Genomic DNA, 24,342 nt, shown 5'->3' with positions numbered 1-24,342 from the left:
CCACGTCGACCAGGTCATGCGAGGCGTACCCAACAGTGAGCGCTGCACCTGCTCCACGGTCAACGGGCGCACCACCACAAAGGAAAAAGGTTCCGGAGCCGGCAACTGGCTGAGTCGACTGTTCGGACGCTCAGCATGAGCGCGACATCTGAACCCAGGGTGCTGGTCCTGCATCTGGCCGGACCGGGGCACGAGCCCTTCCCGGACCTTGCCATGGCAATGCGGGTCGCCGGCAACGCCGCAGCGGAGCTGCCCGACGTGGAAATCGAAATTCTCGTCCAGGGACCGAGCGTCGGTCAGCTCATCGGAGACAAGGCGATCGCAGAGGTTCCGGAACCCTCAGTATCGGTCTATGCCTGCGGGAACAGCCTCCGGTCCGCCGGGATCGACCCTTCCGCCCTGCCTTCAGGGGTGAAAGTGATCCCCGCGGCCGTCGCGCACATCGCCCACCGTCAGTTCGACGGCGCAGCTTACCTTCGGGTGTAAGCATGGGTCGGGCTGCCGATGGCTAGGGCAGCGTTTACTTTCCCTCATGGCGCAGGTTTCGTTTCGTACAGGGCGTATTCGCGGTCCGTGTTCACGCGTCTGGCGCAGTGACTCAGTCTCACAAGCGGACTCCGGGCAATGACGTTAGTGTCATACCACGGCAATGTTCGCAAATAGCAGTCGAGGCATTCATGGACACTCACCAGCCGTCGTCTTCCCCCACCAGGCTGTCTGCCTCCGGCGGGACCGGCGCGCCGTTGTGGAAGAAGGTCAGCGCCGACCTGATGGAAGAGATTCATAACGGCGTTTTCGCTTCGGGCTTCCCGGGGGAAGTGGAGCTGGCCAAACGCTACGGCGTGAGCAGGGGGACGATCAGGGCTGCGTTGCGCCCGTTGCGTGAGGCTGGACATATCACTGCCCAGCCTGGGCGTAGGCCTGCTGTGGTTGCGGGCAGCAGCACCGCCTACGGCCCGATCTACAGCATCCTGGCTTCCATCCAGGAATCCGGTATGAACCACTCCAGACCGTGGAGTTCCGCCCATAGCCGTGCTTCCCGACGGGACAGCTCTCTTCCCCACAAACCAAAACGGAACATACGCGGTTGCGCATGTCGCCGGAAGTCCATAGGTCTTCCGCGCGAAGATCGGCCCGTACAAACGAGAATTACAGGCACCGATCCATATCGCCGATTTGTCTATAGGAACATCTCCTCCGGCCGCCGCCTGACACGCTGGGGCGGGCACAGCCCAGAACCAACGCCACCACCGCTAAAGCGCTGCCCGGGGAGGCAACAAGCAGGATGGCTGGCCGCTGATTCGGTCACCACGCCGCAGGTGTCCTAGCCAACACGCGCCGTAACGGCGCGAGGGCCGGCGCTGATCTAGGATCATGCTGTGGTGAAGGTAAAGGGCGTTATCCGCCCCATGGAAACAAGAGAACTCGAAGCCGAAGGCGAAGACTACGCGGCGGCGCGCGAAGCACTGCTGGCCCAGGTCCCCGAAGGCTGGCAAGTACTTTCCGTCATGACGACACGCTAACGAGCGCGAGAAGATCTTAGGCGTCGTTGCCGAGGTTGGGGATTGATTCTCTGGCGCTCAGCCAACCGTCAGGAAACTTTGCAGCTGCACACATAAACCAGCGCTAACGTCGTAGACACCTCAAAGGTGCGAGTGAACACGGCACCGGCCATGGTCAGGAGTAATCCCCCAACCTCCCAGACCAGCCGGTGCCCACTCATTTAATCGCTCACGAGCGATTCCCTTTGCGAAGGCCCAGAAACGGGCCCCACGGCAGTGGCAGGGCTGCAAGGTTTGTAGTGTTAGTTTATGGAAACCAGGCTCCCGCCCGGACTGCGCCCACCCGTGGCAGTTGCACTCGCCCGCGTCGCGGAGAACATCCCCAAGACAGCGGGATCCTGGCAAGCAGAGCCGAAATGGGACGGCTACCGCGCGATAATCGCCAGAGACGGGGAAGACACCTCCTTATGGTCCCGCCAAGGCAAAAACCTCGGCCGCTACTTCCCAGACCTCTTAGCGGCAGCCACCCTGCAGCTGCCGCCCGGCTGTCTCATCGACGGCGAAGCCGTCATCTGGTCCAATGACCGGTTGGATTTCTCCGCGCTGCAGCAGCGGCTGACGACCTCAGCCAAGTCCCTGGTCAAACTGGTCCGCGAAAAGCCGGCACACTTCGTCGCGTTCGACCTCCTCGCCGTGGCCGGACACGACACCCGACAGGAACCCCTCAGCAGCCGCCGCGCACTGCTCGAAGAACTCGCCAAAGACTGGGAAGCCCCGCTCGACCTCTCACCCGCCACCACCGACCCCGCACAAGCCCAAACCTGGTTCAAGGAACTGCCGGCCACAGGAGTAGAGGGCTTGATAATTAAAAAGACCACAGAATCCTACGCGGGAGGCCAGAGAATCTGGCAAAAGCTGAAGCACAGAGAATCCGCCGACGTGGTCTGCGGAGCAGTTGTCGGTCCCATCAACCGGCCCGAAGCCATCGTCATTGGCTTGCCCATCGACGGCGAACTGCGCATCGTCGGCCGTTCCGCCCCGCTCAAGGCCGCGGCCGCGAAACTCCTCGGAGCCCAGCTGCAACCGGCCGGACCCGGCCACCCCTGGCCCCACCGAGTGAAATCCACGGCCCTCGACCGGTTCAACGCCGACAAAGACGAAACCGAACTGACCCTCGTCGAACCGATCGTCGTCGAGGTCTCAGCCGACACCGCGATGACCGGCACATCATTCCGCCACGCCGTCAGGTTCCTGCGTGCCCGTCCCGAGTTGCATCCGGAGGAGCTTTCGACACCCTTCGATAAGCCCTGAACAAGTGCGACTTTGCCAGTGCGCGGCCAGAGCTGGAGCCGGACGACGTCTCCATACTTTCAATGTCGGATCAACGGTGCCCTGAACCGCGTCCCAGACTGTCCATAATATCCATTCGTCCTAATGGATACATTTAGTAGGACTTCTTCTTGGCGGCAGGAACGCCACCACCTGTTGACTGCGCTGGTGTTTTTCTCCGGTGTGCAGGAGTCCGATACTCGCTCGCTCGCATCGGGAAGCGGTCCTCGCTGCGCTCGGCTGTAGAAGCGTTTTTTTCTTTTTTGCTGCTGTCCTGACGGATCATACGTGCCCGCTCCGTACCGTCAACCGGCCTGCGGCCGGCCGCGGACCCGGGATTTTCGTCCGGCGCTCCTGCGTCGCTTATTTCCTCCCGAAATTCCCGTGCCCTTGCCCCTGGCGGGGTTGAGCAGTACTCCGACGGGCACAGCTCCGCAAGCTTCGCCAGCAGGCAAAAAACAACGGGGGGAAGAGCAGAGCTGGCCGGTGCAGAACCGCTGCCCCCACCCCACACCTCGCCAAAGGAAAACAACCATGACCCAGCACCTCATCGCCTGGCCCACCGATTCCTCGTTCGTTTGCCGCGCCGACGCGCTCGGGCGCCGCGACTCGCGCCGCGATATCGATCCGACGCTCACGGACTGCCGCAGGTGCAAAGCCTCGCCGGTGTGGCAGGCAGCCCTGGACGGTACTACCGCCCCGGGCTCGTCTTCTTCGATGACTGCGAGCCGGTGAACGTTTTTGTGCGGCCGCGGACGTGGAACGGCTGGGCCATGCCGTGCCTGCCGGCCAGCCTCGCCCCGGCATACCTGACGAAGACCGGGTTCTATGACTTCGAGGTCAAAGCCGACGGGATCCACTACATCAGCGGCAACGGCAACCCCGAAACCGCCCCGGCCATCACCATCAGGGGCATCAAGTGCTACGACTTCAGCACCCAGGGACTCTGCTGGAACACCGCACAACCGGATACATACGGGGCCACGGGTCAGACCGCGCCGGCCGCCTAAACGGCACCGGGTCCACCCCGCGCCGGCGGGGTGGACCACCACCAGGAACAGCAGCTGGGGACGACAGGGGTGGGGGATCGGGACCACCTAACGCAGCAACGCAAACCCGTTGGCGCGGGAAGGGTTCACAACCTGTCATTTTCCATACTCGCCTGCACGGCGGGCCGCCTGTTTTCGCGGTTGTGCAGGCGAGTGTTGAGCGCTGGTTTTTCAATACTCCTCTGCACTAATGTCGATGTTGCTTACTACTCCTCTGCACACCAAGGGAGGTAGCGGAGTGGATGCAGAATCTACACACATTCGTGAGCCGGGCACGTTGACCATGCCCGATGCTTTGTGGGACCGGACGAAGTCAGTTTCGGCGGTGATCACGCCCTTGGCAGCGCACGCGGTCGTCGGCAGGGCGACAGTTGATGCGGCTGCCCTGGCGTTGGGCATATCGCGACGCCAGGTGTATGTGCTGATCAAACGCCATCGCGCCGGGTCTGGGTTGCTGACGGATTTGGCCCCGGGCCGCTCCTCCGGAGGGAAAGGAACCGCGCGTCTGTTGGACGAAGTCGAAGACCTCGTCCGCGAGATCGTGCGGAAGCAGTTCCTGACCCGGCAGAAACGTACCTTGGCGGCTGTGTATCGCGACATCGCTGCAGCGTGCCGCGCACGGCAGCTCCCTGTCCCGGCTCGAAACACGGTCGAGCGGCGAATCCGGGCGCTGAATCCAGTTGAGGTAGGCCGGCGCAGGGGTGGCCCCAATGCGGTGCGGCAGTTGCAGTCTGCCGGGGACGAGGTGCCGGTGATCGGCACAATCTTGGAACAGGTGCAGATCGATCACACGGTCATCGACGTCATCGTCGTCGACGAACGGGAGCGCCAACCGATCGGCCGCCCGTATCTGACTGTCGCGATCGATGTCTACAGCCGATGCATTGTTGGCATGGTCGTCACCCTGGAGGCGCCCTCGGCAGTGTCGGTCGGGCTGTGCCTGGCGCATGCCGGCACAGACAAAAGGCCATCGCTTGAAAGTTTGGGTATTGAGGCGCAGTGGTCCATGAGCGGGAAGCCGAGACAGCTGCACCTGGATAACGCCAGCGAATTCAAGAGCGAGGCGCTCCGGCGAGGATGCGAGCAACACGGTATCCAGCTGGCCTACCGCCCGCCGGGCCGGCCTCACTATGGCGGGATCGTGGAAAGGGTGATCGGCACCGCGATGCAGCAAATCCACGAACTTCCCGGAACCACCTTTTCCAATCCCGTCGAACGGGGCCGGTATGACTCGGACCGGAAAGCGGCGCTGACCCTGCGCGAGCTGGAGAAATGGATGACCCTGGCCGTGACCAGCTACCACGGCACCCTCCACAGCACCTTGGGGCAGACGCCCACCGGTCGGTGGGCAGAAGGAGTGGCGGCCACAGGGCTGCCGGCGGTTGCCTTGAACCCGACAGCGTTCCTGGTCGACTTCCTTCCCGTCGTGCGGCGTACCTTGACGCGAACGGGATTCGTCATCGACCATGTCCACTATTTCTCGAACGTGCTGAAACCGTGGATCAGCCGGCGCGACACGCTTGGGCCGTTTCTGATCCGTCGGGACCCCCGGGACATCAGCCGGATCTGGGTGTTGGAACCGGAGGGGGTTCATTATGTGGAGGTTCCTTACCGGACGATGGCGAACCCGTCTGTGAGCCTGTGGGAGCACAGACACGCATTGGCGCGGCTGCACGAGCGCGGCCTAGCGCAAGTGGATGAGGCGGCATTGTTCCGCATGATCGAGCAGATGAGAGAGATCGCGGCTACTGCGTCGAAAACAACCAAGCGCATGCGACGCGACGCCGACCGCCGCAATGCAGCGACGACGCGGCGCGGCGGGATACCAGCCCCTTTGCTCCCGCCGCAAGCCCTTGCTGATCAGGCGCCGGAGACGGTGTCGGATGCGGCCCGGGTGCTGCGATTCGATCAGATCGAGCAGTGGTGACCATGGCCGACTACGAGGCACCAGAGTTGTCGCACCTGCACCCGAGTGTGCGGGACACGGCCCGATTGCCTGCGAACGAACGGGTTGAACTGATCCGGGCCGACCGGTGGATCGGCTACCCGCGCGCGGTGGAGGTGGTGGCCCGCCTGGAGACCCTGCTGTGCTGGCCGGACAAACAGCGAATGCCGAACCTGTTGCTGATTGGGCCGACGAACAACGGCAAGTCGATGATCGTGGAAAAGTTTCGCCGGGGGCACCTACCTGTGACCGAGGCAGACCGGGAAAACATTCCGGTGTTGTGCGTGCAGATGCCGTCCGAGCCTTCCGTGTTGCGCTTCTACATCGCGCTCCTGGCGGCGCTCGGTGCACCTCTTCAACCACGCCGGCGTCTGGCCGACGTGGAGCAGATCTCGCTGAAGTTGCTGCGTTCAACGGGAGTGCGCATGCTTGTCATCGACTTTACCGACCGTGATTTGTGTTGTTCGTGATGTCTGTTCGAGCCTGTGATCCGATTGTCACGGGCCCGTTTACCGACCGGGACCGGGACGTTCGTCATGTTCTGGTGTCGGTATGGAGGATTAAGTGGTACGACGCGTTGTGGTTGGGGACCTGAGGGTCCAGCAGATCAATCGGAAGGATGGGCAGCGGTCGTGGACGATCGTGTGGCCCGAGGGGACAGTCCATGAGGAGGCGGACCGGTTCCTGCGGCAGCATGAGGGTTCGGGGACGCAGAAGACCTACGCGTACTACCTGGTGGACCACCTGCGCTGGTTGGAGCGTGAATGCCTGACCTTCGACAAGGTGCGGCTGCGCGATCTTGAGCGTTACATGGGCATCGTCGGCGCCGAGGTCCGCATGCCGCTCGGGGAACCGTGGAGGGTCGGCAAGCGCCCCTATGGACGCTCGGCTCTGTCTACCGCGGCGGCCTGCCTGAAGGGCTTCTACATGCATCAGTCCTCCCACGGCATCAACGGGGAGCTCGGCAAGAAGCTCGACACGTCTCGGCTGCCGTCGCGAGCGGACCGGCGCCGCTCCTTCCTCGGGCACGTGAAGTCCTCGCTGCCGGCCAACCCGCTTGCTCCCTCGGGGCCGCACCGTCGGCATCCGAAGATGCTCCCGGACGGCGCGCGGGAGAAGCTGCTGGCCACCGTCAACGCGGCCCGGGACCGGCTGGTGGTGACCTGGCTCGCGGACGGTGGCCTGCGGATCGGCGAACTGTGCGGGCTGCACATGGTCGACCTGCACCTACGCGAGAACGCGGCCTGCGGCCAGTGCCGCACCCCGCACCTGCATGTCTGCCACCGTCCGGGAAACCCGAACCGGGCCGAGGCGAAGACCAAGCATCCCTGGCGGGTCGAGCGCGGCATCGTGACCGGCGGGCTGATCAAGCGGGTCAGTCCGGCGATGGTGCACGCCTACTTCGAGTACGTCACCACCGAATACCCGGCCGGCGCCAACCACGGCATGCTCCTGGTCCAGTTGCACGGCACCGATGCCGGTCAGCCGTGGTCCCCGGTCGGTGCCCGGCGGATGCTCGGCCGGGCCGGGAAACGCGCTGGCCTGGGGCACGTGAAGCCCCACGCGTTCCGGCACTCGTTCACGTCCGCGGTTCTCGACGCCGCCGACGGCAACCTGCTGATCGCCCGTGATGCCGGCGGCTGGGCGTCGGCGGCGATGGTCGACGAGGTCTACGGGCACGTCGACGTCCACGATCCGGCGTTTGACGCTGCACTACGCGCGGTCTGGGGTGAGGCGTGATGCGGCGGCAGGAGTACCTTCGGCCGCTGTTCGCCGAGCGTCCGGACCGGGTCGGCCGCGACCGGCTGGAGATCCTGACCACGCTGATCGGCGGGCCGTCGTTCGACCCGATCTTCCGACCGGACGTCATCGCGATTCCTGGTGGCCACGCGGTCTACCGCTGGGAGTGCTTGGTCGAAGGGTGCGAACGCACCCGCAGCGGCGGGTCGGACCTGTGCTCGGAACACCAGCGGCAATGGGCCCACGACAGCGAGCAAGGCGTGGGCAAGGCCGCCTTCGTGGCCGCCGCCCAAGGGCTGGACCGGCGCCTCGGAACGGAAGAGACCATCTGCCGGATTTGCCCTGAACGCCCGGCGGCCCGCAGCGACCTGAGGTTGTGCCAGCGCCATCTGAGCCGTTGGGCCGCACGCAGTGGCGAAGGAGACGACAACGACTCCTTCGCCGCCTGGGTAAGCGACGAACAGGCGTGCCCCGGCTACGGACCCTGCGGCGCGGTCGTCTGCCCGAATCTGGCCGACTCCCCGCTGGGGCTGTGCGCGTGGCACGGCAGCCGCTACCGCCATGACAGCCGGCCCGGGGACGCCGCGATGCCGGACAGCTGGTGGCAGCGATACGAGAAGTTCGGGAAGGCGGTGCCGATCGAGTACGGCGACCAGGCCACGTTCCGGCGCTGGTGCGCTGCCGTTCCCGCGCAGCCGTGGCCGGGGCAGATCAATCTGCGCGGGCTGCGGCCCCTGGTGCGGGCCGAGATCCAGTGGGGGTTGTTCGTCCACACCCGCAGGGCCCGGCCCAGCCGCTGGGACCTGGGCTGGATCCGGTCGCTGGTGACCACCTGCCGCACGCTGGAGGTGGACTCGCTGGTCGACTTCGAGTTCGGCGCCGGTGGGTCCGCCGCGTTCACCGGGGCGATCGCCAAGGAGATCCTGCACGAGCTGCGGCTGGTCTACTTCACCCCTGAACAGGCCAAGGACGCCGGATTCCTGGAGACCGAGCACTTCGGGGTGCTGTTCCCGCACCGGATGAGCCACATCGACCTGACCGGCATCCCGCAGCGCTGGCTGCGGGACCTGACGTGGGACTACTTGGCGGACCTGCTGCGGTCGCCGCGCTGCCCGCGCTCGGCCGGCCCGGTCGACGGCCTGCGCCGGGCCGCCGCCGAGCTGGGAGCCTTCCTGGAAGTCGACGTTCCGGGCGGTGGCCACGACCCGGCGGTCCTGCGGGAAGCCCATGCCCAGCGGTTCGTCGCCGACCAGCGCCACCGCGAACGCGAAGGGCTTCCTTCACTGGCCGTCAAACGGACGGACGGGACCGGGAGCATCGTCACCACCGTCACCCGGTCGCTCGTGTTCAACGCCGTCCGCAAGCTGATGCGCGGGGCCCTCGACAGCGGTGCCGCCGAACAGCTGGGCCTGGAACGGGAGTTCATCATCGTGTTCCCGGCCGCCGGCGCCGCCACCGGCCGCACCGCGCGTCGGCCCTTCCCCGACGAAGTCGCCCGGGCTCTGGCCGACGAGGCGAATCTGGCCGAACTCGCCGCCACCTACGACATCAACGACAACGGCGTGCGCGACATCTGGGAGACTACCGTCATCACCGGCCGCCGCCTCGGCGAGGTGGTCAACGCGCGGTGGGACTGCATCGGCCGCTACGGCGGCCTGGCGATGTTCTGGCATGACCGACCAAGGTCGGCAACTACGACGCCGCGATCCGCATACCCGAACGCCTCTACGGCATCCTCGCCGAACGCCAGCGCAAGACCCTGGACCGCTTCACCGCCCGCTACGGCTACCGGCCGACCGGAGCCCAACGCGCCGGGCTGGCCCTGTTCCCCACGACCTACCGCAACCACGACGGGACGGCTTCGCTGACCCACCAATGGTTCTACAGCAGGTTCCGGCCCTGGGTGGATGCCATGGACCTCGGCCACTATGTCCCCCACCAGGCTCGCCACACCCTGGCCACCAACCTGCTGCGCCACGGCGCCACACTGACCCACATCCGCCGATACCTCGGACAGGTCAGTGATCGCATGGCGGAGCACTATGTTCACCTGACCAGTTCCGACCTGGAGAACGTGCTTCAGCACGTCTGGGTTGCCGGCCCCGGCACGGCCCAGCCCGGCGAGCTCCTCGCCGGGGACGCCGCCCCGCTCACCCGCCAGCAGGCCCAGGCACTGGCGATCGACCTGTCGCGCCGCAGCACGCCGGCCGAGGGCGGGTTCTGCACCTTCCAGCCCGTCGTCAGCGGCGGCGCCTGCCCCTGGAACCTGGACTGCCACAACTGCGACAAGTTCGTCCTCTCAGGCGCCGACCTCCTCTATTGGCGCCGTAAGCGCGAGCAGTGGCGGCTGCTGGCCGAAGGCGCCCCGGACGACGCCACCGCCGACTACCTCCACAAGTACTTCAAGCCCACCGCCCGCGCCATCGATGGCCTGGAGAAGGCCCTGGCCGGCCTCGGCCTCCTCGACGACGCCCTCGCCCTGGACCTGCGCAAACCCCAGGACTACTTTCACCGCGTGTGGTCCACCGCCTTCCGCGCCACCGACCTCGCCGACGCGGGCAACGACGAGGAGAGCGAGTACATCGATACGCCCACGATCGAGGACACCGACCCCGAACAGGACGCCGCATGAACACCGCTACCGTCCCCGAGCCCCGCACCGCAGCGGCCCAGGCCGCCCGCCGCCGTAAGACCGAAACCGCCCTCGAGCGGGTCCATCAGGCCATCGCTCGGCTCCGGCGCGAGAAAGCCCAGGTCAGCGTCGCCGCCGTCGCCCGCCGAGCGGATGTCTCGCGCACCTTCCTCTACGACAACGTCCAGGCCAGGACCGCCATCGCCACGGCGATGGCCGAGGCCGGTAAACGCCGGTCCCAGATGCTCGTAGACCAGGACAGCGGACGCGAGGCGACGTGGCGCGAACGCGCCCTGAACGCCGAGGAAGGCCTCAAGGCCGCCCAAGCCGAGATCCTCACCCAACGCACCCGCATCGGTGAACTCCTCGGCCAGATCCGTGACTTGCAGGCCGAATGGACAGAGGAAGCCGTCCAGCGGATCACCACCGAGAACACCACCCTCAAACAGCGCGTCCGCCAGATGACGGCCGAGAACCGCACGCTCGACGAGCGGCTCAAGGCCGCCCGCTCAAACCTGCGCTTCCAGGACCGACGCGTCGCCGACCTCGAAGCCCAGATCGCGGGCCCCTGAAAATCCAGACCGTGCCGCTCCGTCCTGCCCGGTGACCAAGGAAATCCCTGGTCACCGGGCCGGATCGCGCCCACGCCCGCCGCGCGTCGGCGACCTCGATGCAGTTCAACAAGCAGATGCGGAAAAGGGCAGGCAACCCGCCGCGACGAGCAACACCGAGAACACCCGACACGCTGCAGCAAATCGACCCAACTCGCCGTCGCGGACATGTAGTCTATGTATCGTCGCAGTTCAGAGCCGCTTCACGAGCTCCTGCGGTCGGTAAAGTCGATGAGCTGCACAATGTCCTCGCCGGGCAGGGCAACAGCCGCCGGGAGTTCCTCAATCTCCTGCGATTCCTGGGCAACGAGCTGCGCATCCCGATCATCGGCGTCGGAACACGGGAGGCGTATCTTGCGGTCAGATCCGATGATCAGTTGGAGAACCGGTTCGAACCCATCGTCCTTCCCCTGTGGAATACGGGTGAGGACACACTGTCGTTGTTGGCCAGCTTCGCCGCCGCCCTGCCGCTGCAGCGCCCCTCGGACATCGCTACCCCCGATATGGCGCAGTATTTGCTAACCCGAAGCGAGGGAACCATTGGCGAACTCACCCGGCTCTTGACCACCGCGGCGATCGCCGCCGTGGAAAGCGGTGAAGAACGCATCAATCGCCGCACCCTGGTCATGGCCGACTACGCAGGACCCACCGAACGGCGGCGCTTGTTCGAACGCGAACTGATGTGAGACCGCCGGAACGCTGGCCCCTGCACCCGGCACCTGTAGAAATGGAATCGTTGTCTTCCTGGCTGCGGCGGATCGCTGCCAGCTACGGCATGTACTCCGACGCGCTGCTCGAATACGGACTCGGCCAAAGGGAACTCAGCGACCCCGAGCTGGATCTGAACCCGCCGACGGACCTGCTCGAAGAGCTCGCCAAGCGCACCGGTCTTGACCAACACCGCGTAAACGCAATGACCATGGCCGGCTGGGTGCCATGGCTCTTCGACAGCCTCATCCCTGCCCCCGGCGCTTACGAAACCTATGTGCACCAGCTCTCGGTGCTCCTGCCGCCGAAGCGGCGCAATATCTACGCCCCGCGGAAGTGGCGGCCATGGCTGCCGGAAACCGGGGCGCGGCGGGGATGCCCGGACTGCCTGGAATCCAGCCCGGCGCTACTGCTCTTCCGGCAATTGCCGCTCATGGCCAGCTGCCTGGTCCACGGGCGCCGGCTCGAAACCTACGAAGGACATCCTCCTGACTACATTCTGTGGGCAACTCCCGCCCATGACCAGCGGCCGCTGCCGGAGTCGCTGTCCCTCATGGACCGGCGGACCTGGCAGGCGATAACCACCGGTTCCGTCGATCTTCCCCGGTATCCGGTTCACGCCGGCATCTGGTTCCGGCTGCTGCGGACCCTCCTGGACGAACTCACCACCGCGCAGGGACGATATGGCCGGCAACTGGAGGACGTGCGTCGTGTCTGGGAACACTGCGGCCACCCTTTTCGGGCCGGCCTGTATTCGTGGCAGCCGTTCGAGACCCTTCATTGGGCCGTCCAGCAGCAGCTGCTCGAAGCAGCCGCCGCCGCGATGGAACTGATCGAAGCCGGCTCACTGACCGCTCTGGGTACCTCCGCGCACCTCCTGCGTCCCGAACCGAACCCCCGGATCAGCGACGGAACACGGCCTGGCACACGGACAGCAACCGCTCAAGAGAAGCCGACTCTCGATGAGCTCTGGAAACAGGCAACGGACGCACCGGAAGTCTGCATCGCAGCAGCCAAAGTAGACCCGCTCGTCGCGCAGCAGCTCTACGACTTCGCACGATACGGGTGCCGGAGTGAAGAATCCGTGGGCAGTCTCCGGGAAACCTTCGCCGAGCTTCACATACCCCTCGACTTTTGTCACAAACAGAGAATCAATGACCCTTTGCCTGACTTAGAATAAATAACGGGTTAAGTGACATCGTCTGATTCCAGCCGGATCCGGAATCGCACTGTCACTTAAACGAACGTATAAATGATGGAGGGCAACCGATGCTGGTCGGCTATATGCGGGTTTCCAAAACCGACGGATCACAGACCACCGACCTGCAGCGCGATGCCCTGCTTGCCGCCGGCGTCGACTCCGGCCAGTTGTATGAAGACAAGGCATCCGGCAAACGCGACGACAGGCCGCACCTGACCGCCTGCCTCAAAGCCCTCCGGGACGGCGACACCCTGGTGGTCTGGAAACTTGACCGCCTCGGCCGCGACCTGCGCCACCTGGTCAACGTCGTCCATAACCTCACCGAACGGGGCATCGGCCTCAAAGTCCTCACCGGACAGGGCGCAGCCATCGACACCACCACAGCCTCCGGGAAACTGGTCTTTGGGATCTTCGCGGCCCTGGCCGAATTCGAACGCGAGCTCATCTCCGAACGCACCCTCGCCGGCCTCGCCTCGGCACGGGCCCGCGGACGAAAAGGCGGACGGCCCTACAAAATGACACCGGCCAAAGTCCGGCTCGCCATGGCATCCATGGGCCAGCCCGACACCAAGGTCGGAGACCTCTGCGACGAGCTGGGAATCACCCGGCAGACCCTGTACCGGCACGTATCACCCACAGGGGAACTGCGTCCGGACGGTGAGAAACTTTTTTCCAGATAGTCTGCCGGGCAGTGAACAGGGAACGGAAAGTGGCCTAAACCTACGGTTCAGCGCCGCGGGGCGGCTAATTGTCCCCGCCGCCGCCCTAATCCCCTATGTATCAGCCTGTGGGGCGGCGGTTTATGTGGTCAATGGGGCGCATGCGGATGGCCACGATGAAGCCGGAGAGCGCAGTCAGGCCGGTGACGGTCAATACGGCTGCCGGGATGCCGTAGGCGTCGGCGATGAGTCCCGAGAGCAGGGCGCCGACGGCGAATCCGCCATCGCGCCATAGCCGGTAGATGCCGACTGAACGTGCCCGCCACCCGGGGTGGGCGACGTCGCCGATCGCTGCGAGCAGCGTCGGGTAGACCATGGCGGTGCCGGCACCGAGCAGGATGACGGCGGCAAGCCAAATTCCAAAGTCATTCCCGAAGGCGACCATGCCCAGCGCCGCGGCCTGGACGAACATGCCGCCGGCGATCAGGGGTTTGCGCCCGATCCGGTCCGAGAGCGCGCCGGTGACCAGCTGCCCGGCGCCCCAGACGGCCGGGTAGAGAGCGGCGAGGATGCCGATGCGTTCGATGCTGAGCCCTGCGGCGGCGAACAGGACGGGGAAAAGTCCCCAGGCGAGGCCGTCGTTGAGGTTGTTTACCATCCCGGCCTGGCTGACGGAGGAGAGGGATTTGTCGCGGAAGCTGGTCAGGGTGAAGACGGCACGGTTGCTCAGCCCGGCCTGGCTTCCGGCGTGGACCGGGACATGGGCGGCGGCTTCGGCCTTGGCGTGGTGGTGGGTTTCCCGCACGGCCAGGACGGACAGGCCGAGTCCGACCGCGATGAAGGCGGCACCGAGCAGGAACGGCCCTGGACGCAGCCCGTAGGTGGAGGCGATGTAACCGGTGGCCAGTGCGGTGCCTGCGACGCCGAGGTAACCGGCTGCTTCGTTCAACCCCATGGCCAGGCCGCGGCGTTCGGGGCCGACGAGGTCCATTTTCATCATCACCGTGGTTGACCAGGTCAGGCCCTGGCTGATGCCGAGCACCACGTTGGCCGCGACGATCCAGCCCCAGGAGGGTCCGTAGATCAGCAGGACCGGGACCGGGAGGGCGATGAGCCAGCCGGCGACCAGGACGGGTTTGCGGCCGTGGCGGTCCGAGAGGGTTCCGGCGAAGTAGTTGGTGGCGGCTTTGGCCAGCCCGAACGCCAGGATGTAGGTCAGGGCGGAGGTGTACTGGTCGAGGTGGAAGACCTGTCCGGCGAGCAGCGGCAGCACCGTCCGCTCCTGGCCAAGGGTGCCGCCGACCAGGGCGTTGACGGCGACGAGGAGCATGAACTGGGCCAGGTTCTGCCGCAGGCCCAGCGTGATGCCCTCTGGGGTTCGGGGCTGCCGGCGGGCGGGGGTGTTGCCTGAGGCCATTGACGGATCCTGTCGGTGTTCGGTGCGGTATCCGGCTGAGCCGACGGCGGTGTCCCTGTGGAGCCGGCCGTTTACCGCCCGTGTCTGTTTTGATTCTGGACGTATCCGCACCGGGGGTCGTAGAGCACAGGTTGCAGAGCCATGCATGGGTTGCAGTGAGTTTTCCCGCGGTCGCTGGCTGGTCAGCGGGCTTGGACGGTGGCCATCATGCCTTGGTCTTCGTGGTCCAGGATGTGGCAGTGGAACACGGTGCGGCCGGAAAAGTCGTCAAAGGCCACCCGCACTTTCACCTGGCTGCGGGCGGGGACGTTGACCACGTCCTGCCAAGTGGGCCTGGTCACGTCGCGGCCGCCGTCCTGGATAATCTGCATGGGCCACACGTGCAGGTGGATGGGATGGTCCATGGGGCTGGAGTTGGCCAGGGTCCACTCTTCCACGGTCCCGGCTGCTGCCGTCTCGTCGAGCCGTTCGGGGTCGAACTCCCGTCCGTTGATGGTGAAGGCCATCATGGTGCCCTGTCCGCTGCCCATGCCCATTCCCCCGCTCATGTTTCCGTTCATGCCCATGGCGAAGTCCAGTGTACGGGCGGCGGTGACCGGTTCGTTCCGCAGATCGCGCAGCGGCTGTCCCTCAGGCACGGGCCCTGGGTCAGTGCCGGCGCTTCCCGAGACGGCCAGGGTGAGCAGTTCGACCGGGTCGCCACCGGGTACGTTGTCACCCCTCATGGCCCCGCTCATCATGGCGTTCATGCTGCCGCGGTCCACGGGGGCCGCGGTGAGGGTGGAGGACCCGCCACGGGTGTCCACGAGCAGCTCAACGCGGTTGCCGGGGGCGAGAACCACTTCGGTGACGTCCTCGGGGACCGGCAGGCGCCCGAGGTCCCGGCTGAGCAGCCGGACCCCCTGGCCCTCCAGTGCCAGGCGCAGGTACCGGGAGGGGCAGGCGTTGATGATCCGCCAGCGCTCCCGCTCCCGGGGCGCGGCGCGCAGTTGCGGGCGGAGTTGTCCGTTGACCAGGACGATCTGTCCCTCGCGTCCCATCATCTGCTGCATCTGGTCCACCTCGGCGAGATTCCCGGAAGCATCCAGGGACAGGTCGGAGACCACCATGACCCGGTCCCGGGTGACCGGGACCGGGTCGGGGTCCTCCACCACGATGGCGCCGTAGAGGCCGGCGGCGACCTGGCCGGCGACGTGCCCGTGGCGGTGCGGGTGGTACCAGTAGGTGCCCGGCGGGTGGTCCTCTGGCAGGGTGAATTCGTAGTCGAAGGACCCGCCCGGGTCGATGCTGACGAAGGGGTTGTCGCTGTTGCCCTGGGGGGAGACGTGCAGTCCGTGCACGTGCAGGTTCGTGGGAGCCTGCAGCCCGTTGCGCATGGTGATCCGGATCGTGTCGCCCGCGCGGACCCGCAGGGTCGGGCCGGGCAGGGAGCCGTTGAACGCCTGGACGGAGGCCTCCCGCCCGCCGACCTGGATCCGTGCCGGCGCGGCGGTCAGGTCCAGCTCCAGTACACCGCCGCGGCTGGCCAGCACCTGGGGTTCGGCCAGGTCCTCACCCCCGGTGTATCCGAAGCCCGGGCCGTTGCCGGTGGTCAGCCACAGCCCGGCGCCGCCGGCAGCGGCAGCGCCGGCACCGACCGCGCCCAGTGCCAGCAGCTGGCGGCGTGTCAACGGCCTCACCGGCCGTCCTCCTCCAGTATCCGCCGCCGTTCCTGGTATTCCTCGGCGCTGATCTCCCCGCGGGCGTAACGCTCCTGAAGGATCTCCCGGGCACGGGCGGGGCCGACACCTGTGCGCGGTGGTCCTTGCATATCGGCGGGTGTGTTGCCGCCGGCGTTGCTGGTGAAGGCTTTGACCAGCACCACGGCGAGCACGACTACGCCCGCGATCAGCAGAAGCCAGAAGATCCAGGCAAATCCCATTCCGCCCATACCAAAGCCGTTCATCATCAAGGGATTCCTTATCTCTTTTCGTGCACGGCCAGGCCGTTCCTGACCGCAGGTTTTCCAGGACGTGCCGGTGGGTCGTGGTTCTAGGCCTTGGCTGACTGATGGGAGTTGTGCCAGGCGTCCCAGGCGGCGTAGCTGCCCTCGAGCTCGACGACGTCGTACCCGGCCCGGCGCAGGGCGCTGGCCGCGACGGAGTTCCGCACACCGGACTGGCAGTAGCTCACAATGGTTCCTTCGGTCGGGAGTTCATCCAGGTGCCACATGGCGCGGCCGCCGCTGAGCTGGTGCGAGCCGGGGACGTGCCCGGCGGTGTGCTCGGTCTTGTTGCGGACATCGAGCACCATGGCGGCGTCGAACCCGTCGAGTTTTTCGGGCTGGATCAGCTTGGGGGTGAAGGTGGGCAGCCCGTCGATGCCGGTGAGGTAGCCGGCGACGTTGTCGATGCCGACCCGTACCAGGTGGTCCCACATGTCCTGCGCCTGCTCCTGGTCCTTGGCCAGGAGCACCAGCGGGTTCTTGTCGGTTTCCGGGTTCACCACCCAGGCGCCGTAACTCGCTACTGACTTGCCGGCAGGGATGTTCAGGGACCGGACCACGGTGCCCTTATGGACTTCGCTGTTGGGGCGGGTGTCGATGAAGGTCAGCGTATCTTCTGCCAGGCCCGCGGCAACGATCCCGGTGGCAAGTTCGGGCAGCGGGGCGCGTTCGCCCATGACGGCCGGTCCTTCACGGTTTTCACGCTTCATCCGGCCGAAGTAGGCATGGGCGTCGGGCTGTCCGTCCAGGAGCTCGTCGATGAAGCCCTGTTCGTCGTTCGCGGCCAGGTAAGGTCCCCACCAGGAGTAGAGCCGCTCATAACCGACGGTGGAGGAGGGGACGGCACCCAGAGCCTTGCCGCAGGCGCTGCCCGCGCCGTGGGCAGGATGGACCTGGACGTAGTCCGGCAGCGTCAGGAACTTATCCCGCAGGCTCGCGAAGAGCTGCTTGGCGCCCTCGAACCGGGTGTCGATCCCGCCGGCTGCTTCGTCCAGCAGGTCCGGCCGGCCCAGGTCGCCGGAGAAGACGAAGTCGCCGGAGAGCAGGTAGCCGGGCTGGTCGCTGAACGCCCCGTCGGTCACGAGGAAGGACAGGTGCTCGGGGGTGTGGCCCGGGGTGTGGACGGCCTGGATGCTGATGTTGCCTACGGTGATCGCGTCGCCGTCGTAGAGCCGTTCACCGTCGAATTCGTACTGCCAGTCGGGCCCGCCCTCACCCGAGACGTAGATCTTCGCGCCCGTGGCGGCGGCAAGTTCGCGGGTACCGGAGAGGTAGTCGGCGTGGATGTGGGTTTCGGTGACGGCCACGATCTCCATGCCGTTCTTCGCGGCCAGATCCTGATAGACCGCGATGTCGCGGCGGCCATCCACCACGACAGCCGTGCCGTTGGCCTGGCAGCCGATCAGGTAGCTGGCCTGGGCGAGGTCTTCATCGTAAATACGCTCGATAAGCATGTGATGCTCTCCTTCGGGAAGGGATGGGGGAGTTTTCCCCGTTGTTCTGATAACAAGACTAATACCCCCTGGGGTATTACGCAAGGCCGGAGCTGGCCTTGGTCCTGAGGGTCAGGATGTCCGCGCCGCCCGACTCAAGAGGCGGTGCCGGAGGGAACCTAGGGAGCGCCGCCGGTCAGGAGGAGGGTTGTCCGCCGGGGCCGCGGCGTAGATAACGGGGCGGCCGTTGCGGTACCACTCGGTGATCCCGCCGGCGACGTTCACGGTCTGGTAACCCCGGTCCGCGAGGATTTGTGCGGCCTGGCTGCTGCGCTTGCCTGAGCCGCACAGCAGGTGCAACGTTGTGTTCGGCAGGTCCTTCAGCCGGGAGGATATGTCATCCAGCGGGATGTTGAGGCTGCCCGGTATGTGGGCGATGGCGTATTCCTCACGGCTGCGGACGTCGACCACCACGGCTGCGGGCCAGGTGACGGCGAGTTCATCGGCCGTGATGGTCCGCGTGGCTGCCATGTGGTAGTTCCTTTTCAGGCCTGTTGCCGGGCGGTTTCGGCGTGGACTTCGTCCATGTCCAGGTTCTTCACGGCCTGGATGACCTGCTCCAGTCCTCGGGCGTTCAGGGCGCCGGGCTGGGAGAAGACCAGGGTTTTGTCGCGGAAGGCCATCAGGGTGGGGATGGAGATGATGCCGGCCGCTGCGGCGAGGGCCGGCTCAGCTTCGGTGTCCACCTTGGCGAAGACAATGTCCGGGTGCTTTACGGAGGCTGTCTCGTAGGTGGGGGCGAACATGCGGCACGGGCCGCACCAGGCTGCCCAGAAATCCACGAGGACGATCCCGTTGTTCTCCAGGGTTTCAGCGAGGTTCTCTTGGGTGACGTTGATGGTTGCCATGATCCGTTCGTGTCCTTCCGGTGTCGTCCGAAGCGCTTGGAGGATGTGGAGCCCTGAAGGGAGCCCAGATGACGGGGTCAGGTGGTGGGGAGGCCTGCGCGGGTCCAGGCTGTCATGCCGCCGGCCATGGTGTCCGCGGTGTAGCCGGCACCGTTGAGCGCGTCAGCGACCTGGGCGGACCGGTTCCCGCTGCGGCAGACGGCGATGACCGGGACGCTGGGGTCCAGTTCGGACAGGCGGGTCTGCAGCTGTCCCATGGGGATGTGCAGGGCGCCGGGGATCATGCCGTCGGCGACTTCGAAATCTTCGCGGACATCAAGGATCCGGGCCTGGTCGCGGCGCTGGTCGGTTTCGGTGACGGTGATTTCAGCCATGGGGTTCTCCTTCGAAAGTTCGGGTCAAAAGCGGGGTGGTGTGGTTAGCGGACGGTTTCGCCGGCCTGGCGCCAAGCGCCTATGCCGCCGCGGAGGGAGTAGACTTCGTAGCCCTGGGCGGCGAGGAGCCGGGCTGCGGAGGCCGAGCGGACCCCGGAGGCGCACATCGCGATGACCGGCCGGGTTTTCTGGATGCCGGCGGTGCTGGTCTGCAGCCGGTCCAGGGGGACGTGTTTGGCCTGGGGCGCCCGGCCGGTGCGCCATTCCTGGGCAGATCGGACATCGATCAAGGTAGCGCCGGAGGAAAGAAGGTCCTTGGCCTCGGCTACGGAGACGGTTTTGTAGGGTTTGCTGAATGCCTTCTTCAGGGAGCTGATGAGTCCCATGACGTTCATTCCTTTCGTATTGATCGAGTGGCGCCCCGGCGGGACGGCAGCGGTACTGGTTCGGCTGCCGGTCAGGCCGGAGAGGGCTGGCCGCTTCTGTGGGCGCTGTTCCTGTCGTTCTTGCGCAACGGGCAGGAGTTGACGAAAAACCAGCAGATTCCGGCAGCAGTCACGGCCAGGGCAGCAACACCGGCGACGATGATCCAGCGCAGTTCCTCCGGCGCCTGTTGGGTCAGGACAAAGGTGCCCATCGCCAGGACGAACCAGCCGAATGCTTTCCGCAGGGCAGCTTCCGGGATACGGCCCGCCAATTTGGAGCCCACCAGGGTACCCACTATCGCGGCTGCCGTGACGGCCAGGGTCAGGCCCCAGTCCAGGTGCACCGTGGTGAGGTAGCCGGCGAGCCCGGCGAAGGACTTCATGGCGATGACCACCAGCGAGGTTCCGACGGCCACGGACATCGGCAGGCCGCCCAGCAGTGCCAGGGCGGGAACGACGAGGAATCCGCCGCCGGCGCCTACCAGGCCGGTGACCAGACCCACGACGGCGCCGTCCAGCAGCACCCGGCCCAGGGGAAGTTCGTGCTTCACGGGTTCGGCGCCGTCACCCCCGCCTGCCTTTTTCCTGCCGCGGAGCATCGCGACAGAGGTGGCCACCATCATCAGGGCGAAGGCGATCAGCAGGATCTGACCCGGGATCCGGCCGCCGAGCAGCCCGCCGACGAAGGCGCCCGCCATGCCGGCGGCGCCGAAGATCAAACCGGTCCGCCACATTACCCTTCCGCCGCGGGCATGGCTGATCACGCTCACCGCGGAGGTGACGCCGACCACGAACAGGGACGCCGCGATCGCTTCCTTGGCCTCGAATCCGGCCACATAGACCAGGATCGGGACAGTAAGGATGGAGCCACCGCCGCCCAGGACGCCGAGCGAGAGCCCGATGACCACGGACAGGGCAAGGACAAGGAACAGGGTCATGGTCACGACGCTTTGGCCTCGGCTTCTGCGGCCGGGCCGACCGGGAACTGCAGGATGGCGCTTTCGCGGGTAGGCTCCTTGGCGGCCTTGTTCCACGGCATGGCCGAGATCGCCTGGCCCATCGCGCAGGTGTTCGTCGCGGCGGAGAAGGTCAGACCCGTGCCAATGGCGGCGGCAAGCATCCGGATCTTCGGGGAAACGAACTTGCCGCCCGCCAGGCCAAGGACAACAAGGGAGCCGGCGGCCAGGCGTACCTGGCGCTCCAGGTCCCAGCGGTTCTTGCCGCGGACCACGTCGCCGCCGGCGGCCGCGAACCCCGGGACACCGCCGGTCAGGACGTAAGCGGTGCCGATGCCGGCACCGCCCAGGCGCTGCCGTGCCTGCTCGGCGCGGGCACCGGACTGGCAGACCAGCACAACGCGGCTGCCCAGCCGGGCCGCCAGCTCATCCGTGTGCTCGGAGAGCAGCGGCAGCGGCACATTGTAGGAGCCGCGGATGTGCATGGACTCGAATTCGGCGGCGGAACGCACGTCGATCACCACGAGGTCCTGGTGCTCTTTGAACCAGGACTGGAGGGTTCCGGGGGCGAGTGCGGTAACGGCTGTTGCCTTGGAAGGGGACGTCATGGGTGGCCTCTCGGAAGGGGACGGGTGAATACCCACAGAGTATTGCAGATACCCCCGGGGGTAGTCAAAACACCCACGGGGGTATATAGTTGAGGGCAGCACCCCCATCGATGGAGACCCCCATGGAACTAAACCCAACCGAACTCACACCAGTGATCAACCGCCTCAAGCGCGCACAGGGCCAGCTTGCCGCCGTCACCCGGATGCTTGAAGAAGGCCGGGACTGCAAGGACGTCGTCACCCAGCTGGCGGCCGTGTCCAAAGCCCTTGACCGTGCCGGCTTCGCCATCATTGCCACCGGCCTGGAGCAGTGCATTGTCCAGAAGGACGCGACCATGGACCGGAAAGACCTGGAAAAGCTTTTCCTCTCCCTCGCCTAAACAGCGGACCGTCGAGCAACTTCGAGGAGCATCATGACGTACACCCTTGCCACCACCGTCTCCCTTCCCTGGGCGGAAGCGCTGGAACGCACCCGCGGGGCCCTGGCCGCGCAGGGGTTCGGAATCCTGACCGAAATCAACGTCCGGTCCACCTTCGAAGCCAAGCTTGGCGCCGAAGCTGCGGACGCCGTCGGGGATTACGTCATCCTCGGCGCCTGCAACCCGGCCCTGGCCAGCCGCGCCCTCGCCGCAGAGCCCGAAATCGGTGCACTGCTGCCGTGCAACGTAGTGGTGCGGCGGAGCAAGGACGCAGCCGTGACCATCATCGAGGCCATTGACCCGCAGACCATGGTCCAACTCAGCGACACGCCGGCCGTGAAAGAAGTGGCAGACGACGCCGGCACCCGACTCCGTACAGCCTTCGCCGGGCTGAGTGAAGCAACAAAGTAAATGTCCATAAACAGGACGCCGGCAGAAACCGTGAAAGATGGACACGGCAGGGGCTTTCTCATTCACTCCGCTGGGCCGCTTGAGCAGGACACCCTTGCCAGCATCCTCCGCAGCGCCTCCAACGCCCGTGCCGCACTCATCGCGGGAACTGGCATCGAAGTGGTGGTCCAGGGCCCCGGCGTCAAACTCCTCGCCACAAACTCACACGCCACGGAGGCCGTCAATAGCGCACGGCACCTGGACGTGAGCATCCTTGCCTGCGGCAACAGCATGCGCTCAACAGGCTTGGAAGAAAAAGACCTCGCTCCCGGCATTGACATGGTTCCCGCGGCCATCTCACACCTGGCCCAGCGCCAATGGGACGGCTGGGCCTACGCCAGGCTCTAAATTAGGTGGCTCTCCGGACGCGCGCTCCGCGCCGGACAAGGCACAAAACACGATCTCTGCGTAGCCCCGTACAACCCGTGCGGACGACTTCGGACATGCAAGTGCAGACGACTTCTGAAACTAACAGCCTGTTCACCTCCAATTCCTCGGTCGATGTCGCGTTCGCCCCGCCTGAGAAAGCGCCCGGTCAAGGATCCCCAAACAGGACGCGCAAAAGGGCCGCCTGACGCCTAACGTGAAATTTCGTACCGATCCTCCTCAGACCCCGGAGCCCGCGGCATTGAGCCCGCTCAATGCGTAAACCGCCAAGTCCTGTGGTGCCAGGTCTGTCCGAACAGCGCCGGCTTTTGCCGCCTGGCTGATGAGCTCGGCGATGAAGTCCTGCAGGTGCAGCTGTGCATCGGTTGCGTGGGCGTTTTGATGCAGGAAAGCCGCTGCCTCGCCGGCACCGCGGTGGTGGAGCATGAGGGCGTATGCCTCCAGGGCGGCACGGAGCTCGTCGCTCGAACCCGCTGCCTGGCTCCCGGGGGCGGACAGTGGGCGCGCAGCTTGGCGGCGGTGACGATATCAGCCCGGGTGGCATCTTAAGACATCACAAACACGGGTACGCCGGGGATGCCTTACGGTCCCGAATGCCCGGTTCCCTCCTAGCTGGGCTGGAGTTTGTGGTCCGGTTTGACGATTCGAGGAAGAAGTTTGACGTAGGCGACCATTCCGAGGAGTTCGACTAAGGTCTGCGTGACGACGACAAGGGACACGAGGGCGAGTGGTTCGGGCAGGGCCAGGGCCAGCGGGAGGATGACCAGCGAGTTGCGTGTCGCGCCGCTGAAAATCACGGCTTTCGTACTGCCCGCATCCAGCCCGGCTACCCGTGCCGCCGCCTTGCCGACGGGGACCATCAGCACCAGGAAGGCGGCATAAACGGGGATGACTGAGAGCAGTGATGCGAGTTCGTGCCCGACGCCAACGATCTGCGATCCGATGACGACGGCCAGCGTCAGCATCATCAACGGAACCATCAGCCCTTCCATCACCGCCATCACGTCCCGGCCGGCGGCTGCCCGCCGGGACCACCATTGCGTGAGGGCCGCCAGCACGAGCGGGATGATGATCAGCAGGACCAGAGCCTCGATGAAAGGTCCGGGTTCGATGGCTGAAACAAGGCCGGGGCCGATGAACAGCAGCAGGTACAGGGGCAACAGCAGCATCTGTGTCAGCATCAGCAGCGGCGCGGCAGCCAGGAGCCGTTCATTGGCGCCGCCGGCCAGTCCGGAAAACACGATTACATAATCGATGCAGGGAGTGAGGAGCACCATCATCACCCCGATCAGCAGGGCCTGATCATGGGCGATGAACCGCGACAGGCCGAAGACCACGGCCGGGACGACCACGAAATTCAGGACGAGAACGGTGGCCATGAACCGGACATCGCGTACCGCCTGGCTGGTCGAGGCGAACGGGATGCCCAGGAACGTCGCGAACAGCAGCAACCCCAGGACGGGGTTGATCGCCTGCTCGAGGGGCCCAGAGGCGGCAGGGACCAGCCAGCCGAACACCGCGCCGACGATGATGGCCAGCAGATACAGGGCGATCTGATGCCGTTCCATGGTTTTGATCAAAGGCGTTATTCCCACGTACCAAGCC

At 65.8% G+C, this 24,342-nt stretch carries 30 protein-coding genes and 1 pseudogene; 19 read left to right on the top strand and 12 right to left on the bottom strand.

Annotated features, from left to right (window positions below; all coding sequences use genetic code 11):
• Positions 1-135: 135 nt before the first annotated feature.
• From B0G38_RS13175 to B0G38_RS13105, 16 genes and pseudogenes are all read left to right on the top strand, one after another.
• Entirely contained in the window at positions 136-486 is a 351-nt protein-coding gene (locus B0G38_RS13175) for a DsrE family protein (RefSeq protein WP_169997902.1), read from the top strand.
• Positions 487-677: 191 nt separating this feature from the next.
• The gene (locus B0G38_RS13170; RefSeq protein WP_264669849.1) at positions 678-1,328 is read left to right on the top strand and encodes a GntR family transcriptional regulator; all 651 of its coding nucleotides are present in this window, start codon (positions 678-680) and stop codon (positions 1,326-1,328) included.
• Between the two features lie 51 nt (positions 1,329-1,379).
• Positions 1,380-1,523: a hypothetical protein gene (locus tag B0G38_RS13165; protein WP_169997906.1), complete on the top strand. Its 144-nt coding sequence runs from the start codon at positions 1,380-1,382 to the stop codon at positions 1,521-1,523.
• Positions 1,524-1,811: 288 nt separating this feature from the next.
• Positions 1,812-2,813 carry an ATP-dependent DNA ligase gene (locus tag B0G38_RS13160; protein ID WP_169997907.1) on the top strand — a complete coding sequence of 334 codons (1,002 nt, stop codon included), beginning with the start codon at positions 1,812-1,814 and terminating at the stop codon, positions 2,811-2,813.
• A gap of 552 nt (positions 2,814-3,365) precedes the next feature.
• Complete coding sequence (locus B0G38_RS13155) at positions 3,366-3,566, top strand: hypothetical protein (RefSeq protein ID WP_169997911.1); 201 nt, start codon at positions 3,366-3,368, stop codon at positions 3,564-3,566.
• On the top strand, positions 3,563-3,841 hold the full coding sequence (locus B0G38_RS13150) for a hypothetical protein (RefSeq protein ID WP_169997913.1): 279 nt from the start codon (positions 3,563-3,565) through the stop codon (positions 3,839-3,841). The genes B0G38_RS13155 and B0G38_RS13150 overlap by 4 nt, the downstream gene beginning before the upstream one ends.
• 277 nt (positions 3,842-4,118) lie before the next feature.
• Positions 4,119-5,807 carry a DDE-type integrase/transposase/recombinase gene (locus B0G38_RS13145; protein ID WP_169997915.1) on the top strand — a complete coding sequence of 563 codons (1,689 nt, stop codon included), beginning with the start codon at positions 4,119-4,121 and terminating at the stop codon, positions 5,805-5,807.
• A 2-nt stretch (positions 5,808-5,809) separates the two neighbouring features.
• Positions 5,810-6,295 carry a TniB family NTP-binding protein gene (locus B0G38_RS13140; protein WP_264669848.1) on the top strand — a complete coding sequence of 162 codons (486 nt, stop codon included), beginning with the start codon at positions 5,810-5,812 and terminating at the stop codon, positions 6,293-6,295.
• A 94-nt stretch (positions 6,296-6,389) separates the two neighbouring features.
• Positions 6,390-7,565 (top strand): tyrosine-type recombinase/integrase, encoded by a 1,176-nt coding sequence (locus B0G38_RS13135; protein ID WP_264669847.1) that lies wholly within the window; start codon positions 6,390-6,392, stop codon positions 7,563-7,565.
• Complete coding sequence (locus B0G38_RS13130) at positions 7,562-9,433, top strand: hypothetical protein (protein WP_264669846.1); 1,872 nt, start codon at positions 7,562-7,564, stop codon at positions 9,431-9,433. Before B0G38_RS13135 ends, B0G38_RS13130 begins: the two co-directional genes overlap by 4 nt.
• Before the next feature lie 44 nt (positions 9,434-9,477).
• Positions 9,478-9,561, top strand: a pseudogene (locus B0G38_RS23335) (hypothetical protein); the annotation flags it as partial.
• Between the two features lie 33 nt (positions 9,562-9,594).
• On the top strand, positions 9,595-10,197 hold the full coding sequence (locus tag B0G38_RS13125) for a hypothetical protein (RefSeq protein WP_264669845.1): 603 nt from the start codon (positions 9,595-9,597) through the stop codon (positions 10,195-10,197).
• On the top strand, positions 10,194-10,769 hold the full coding sequence (locus B0G38_RS13120; RefSeq protein WP_264669844.1) for a DUF6262 family protein: 576 nt from the start codon (positions 10,194-10,196) through the stop codon (positions 10,767-10,769). The genes B0G38_RS13125 and B0G38_RS13120 overlap by 4 nt, the downstream gene beginning before the upstream one ends.
• A gap of 98 nt (positions 10,770-10,867) precedes the next feature.
• On the top strand, positions 10,868-11,494 hold the full coding sequence (locus tag B0G38_RS13115; protein WP_461610103.1) for a TniB family NTP-binding protein: 627 nt from the start codon (positions 10,868-10,870) through the stop codon (positions 11,492-11,494).
• Positions 11,491-12,696 carry a TniQ family protein gene (locus tag B0G38_RS13110; RefSeq protein ID WP_264669843.1) on the top strand — a complete coding sequence of 402 codons (1,206 nt, stop codon included), beginning with the start codon at positions 11,491-11,493 and terminating at the stop codon, positions 12,694-12,696. The genes B0G38_RS13115 and B0G38_RS13110 overlap by 4 nt, the downstream gene beginning before the upstream one ends.
• A gap of 89 nt (positions 12,697-12,785) precedes the next feature.
• Positions 12,786-13,397 carry a recombinase family protein gene (locus tag B0G38_RS13105; protein WP_169997921.1) on the top strand — a complete coding sequence of 204 codons (612 nt, stop codon included), beginning with the start codon at positions 12,786-12,788 and terminating at the stop codon, positions 13,395-13,397.
• A 100-nt stretch (positions 13,398-13,497) separates the two neighbouring features.
• Here B0G38_RS13105 and B0G38_RS13100 read toward each other — a convergent pair whose 3' ends face one another.
• The 10 genes from B0G38_RS13100 to B0G38_RS13055 all read right to left on the bottom strand — a co-directional run bounded on the left by B0G38_RS13100 (position 13,498) and on the right by B0G38_RS13055 (position 21,481).
• Positions 13,498-14,793, bottom strand: a complete 1,296-nt coding sequence (locus B0G38_RS13100) for an MFS transporter (protein ID WP_169997923.1) — start codon at positions 14,791-14,793, stop codon at positions 13,498-13,500.
• Positions 14,794-14,975: 182 nt separating this feature from the next.
• Entirely contained in the window at positions 14,976-16,472 is a 1,497-nt protein-coding gene (locus B0G38_RS13095; RefSeq protein WP_169997925.1) for a multicopper oxidase family protein, read from the bottom strand.
• Complete coding sequence (locus B0G38_RS13090; RefSeq protein ID WP_169997927.1) at positions 16,469-16,741, bottom strand: SHOCT domain-containing protein; 273 nt, start codon at positions 16,739-16,741, stop codon at positions 16,469-16,471. The genes B0G38_RS13095 and B0G38_RS13090 overlap by 4 nt, the downstream gene beginning before the upstream one ends.
• Positions 16,742-16,824: 83 nt before the next feature.
• Positions 16,825-18,231, bottom strand: coding sequence for an MBL fold metallo-hydrolase (locus B0G38_RS13085; RefSeq protein WP_264669842.1), 1,407 nt, complete (start codon positions 18,229-18,231; stop codon positions 16,825-16,827).
• Positions 18,232-18,342: 111 nt separating this feature from the next.
• Positions 18,343-18,741 carry a rhodanese-like domain-containing protein gene (locus B0G38_RS13080; protein WP_169997931.1) on the bottom strand — a complete coding sequence of 133 codons (399 nt, stop codon included), beginning with the start codon at positions 18,739-18,741 and terminating at the stop codon, positions 18,343-18,345.
• Positions 18,742-18,755: 14 nt separating this feature from the next.
• Positions 18,756-19,118, bottom strand: coding sequence for a thioredoxin family protein (locus tag B0G38_RS13075; RefSeq protein ID WP_169997933.1), 363 nt, complete (start codon positions 19,116-19,118; stop codon positions 18,756-18,758).
• Positions 19,119-19,195: 77 nt separating this feature from the next.
• A complete protein-coding gene (locus B0G38_RS13070) occupies positions 19,196-19,492 on the bottom strand; it encodes a rhodanese-like domain-containing protein (RefSeq protein ID WP_169997935.1) in 297 nt (98 codons plus the stop codon).
• Positions 19,493-19,536: 44 nt separating this feature from the next.
• Entirely contained in the window at positions 19,537-19,878 is a 342-nt protein-coding gene (locus tag B0G38_RS13065; RefSeq protein ID WP_169997937.1) for a rhodanese-like domain-containing protein, read from the bottom strand.
• A 71-nt stretch (positions 19,879-19,949) separates the two neighbouring features.
• Positions 19,950-20,861 carry a sulfite exporter TauE/SafE family protein gene (locus B0G38_RS13060; RefSeq protein ID WP_169997939.1) on the bottom strand — a complete coding sequence of 304 codons (912 nt, stop codon included), beginning with the start codon at positions 20,859-20,861 and terminating at the stop codon, positions 19,950-19,952.
• Entirely contained in the window at positions 20,858-21,481 is a 624-nt protein-coding gene (locus B0G38_RS13055; RefSeq protein WP_169997940.1) for a rhodanese-like domain-containing protein, read from the bottom strand. The genes B0G38_RS13060 and B0G38_RS13055 overlap by 4 nt, the downstream gene beginning before the upstream one ends.
• 122 nt (positions 21,482-21,603) lie before the next feature.
• On the opposite strand from B0G38_RS13055, the gene B0G38_RS13050 reads away from it, so the two are divergent.
• The 3 genes from B0G38_RS13050 to B0G38_RS13040 are packed head-to-tail and all read left to right on the top strand — an operon-like array spanning position 21,604 to position 22,698.
• On the top strand, positions 21,604-21,861 hold the full coding sequence (locus B0G38_RS13050) for a metal-sensitive transcriptional regulator (RefSeq protein ID WP_142117514.1): 258 nt from the start codon (positions 21,604-21,606) through the stop codon (positions 21,859-21,861).
• Between the two features lie 33 nt (positions 21,862-21,894).
• Complete coding sequence (locus B0G38_RS13045) at positions 21,895-22,311, top strand: DUF302 domain-containing protein (RefSeq protein WP_169997942.1); 417 nt, start codon at positions 21,895-21,897, stop codon at positions 22,309-22,311.
• Complete coding sequence (locus B0G38_RS13040) at positions 22,312-22,698, top strand: DsrE family protein (protein ID WP_169997944.1); 387 nt, start codon at positions 22,312-22,314, stop codon at positions 22,696-22,698.
• Between the two features lie 258 nt (positions 22,699-22,956).
• Here the strand turns inward: B0G38_RS13040 and B0G38_RS13035 are convergent, their stop codons facing one another.
• Both B0G38_RS13035 and B0G38_RS13030 read right to left on the bottom strand, forming a co-directional pair.
• Positions 22,957-23,163, bottom strand: a complete 207-nt coding sequence (locus B0G38_RS13035) for a hypothetical protein (RefSeq protein WP_169997946.1) — start codon at positions 23,161-23,163, stop codon at positions 22,957-22,959.
• A 182-nt stretch (positions 23,164-23,345) separates the two neighbouring features.
• A complete protein-coding gene (locus tag B0G38_RS13030) occupies positions 23,346-24,305 on the bottom strand; it encodes an arsenic resistance protein (RefSeq protein WP_169997948.1) in 960 nt (319 codons plus the stop codon).
• Positions 24,306-24,342 lie beyond the last annotated feature (37 nt).

It is taken from the genome of Crystallibacter permensis (assembly GCF_025960875.1).
GTDB classification, from domain to species: domain Bacteria; phylum Actinomycetota; class Actinomycetes; order Actinomycetales; family Micrococcaceae; genus Crystallibacter; species Crystallibacter permensis.
This window is presented reverse-complemented; position numbering and strand designations above follow the sequence as displayed.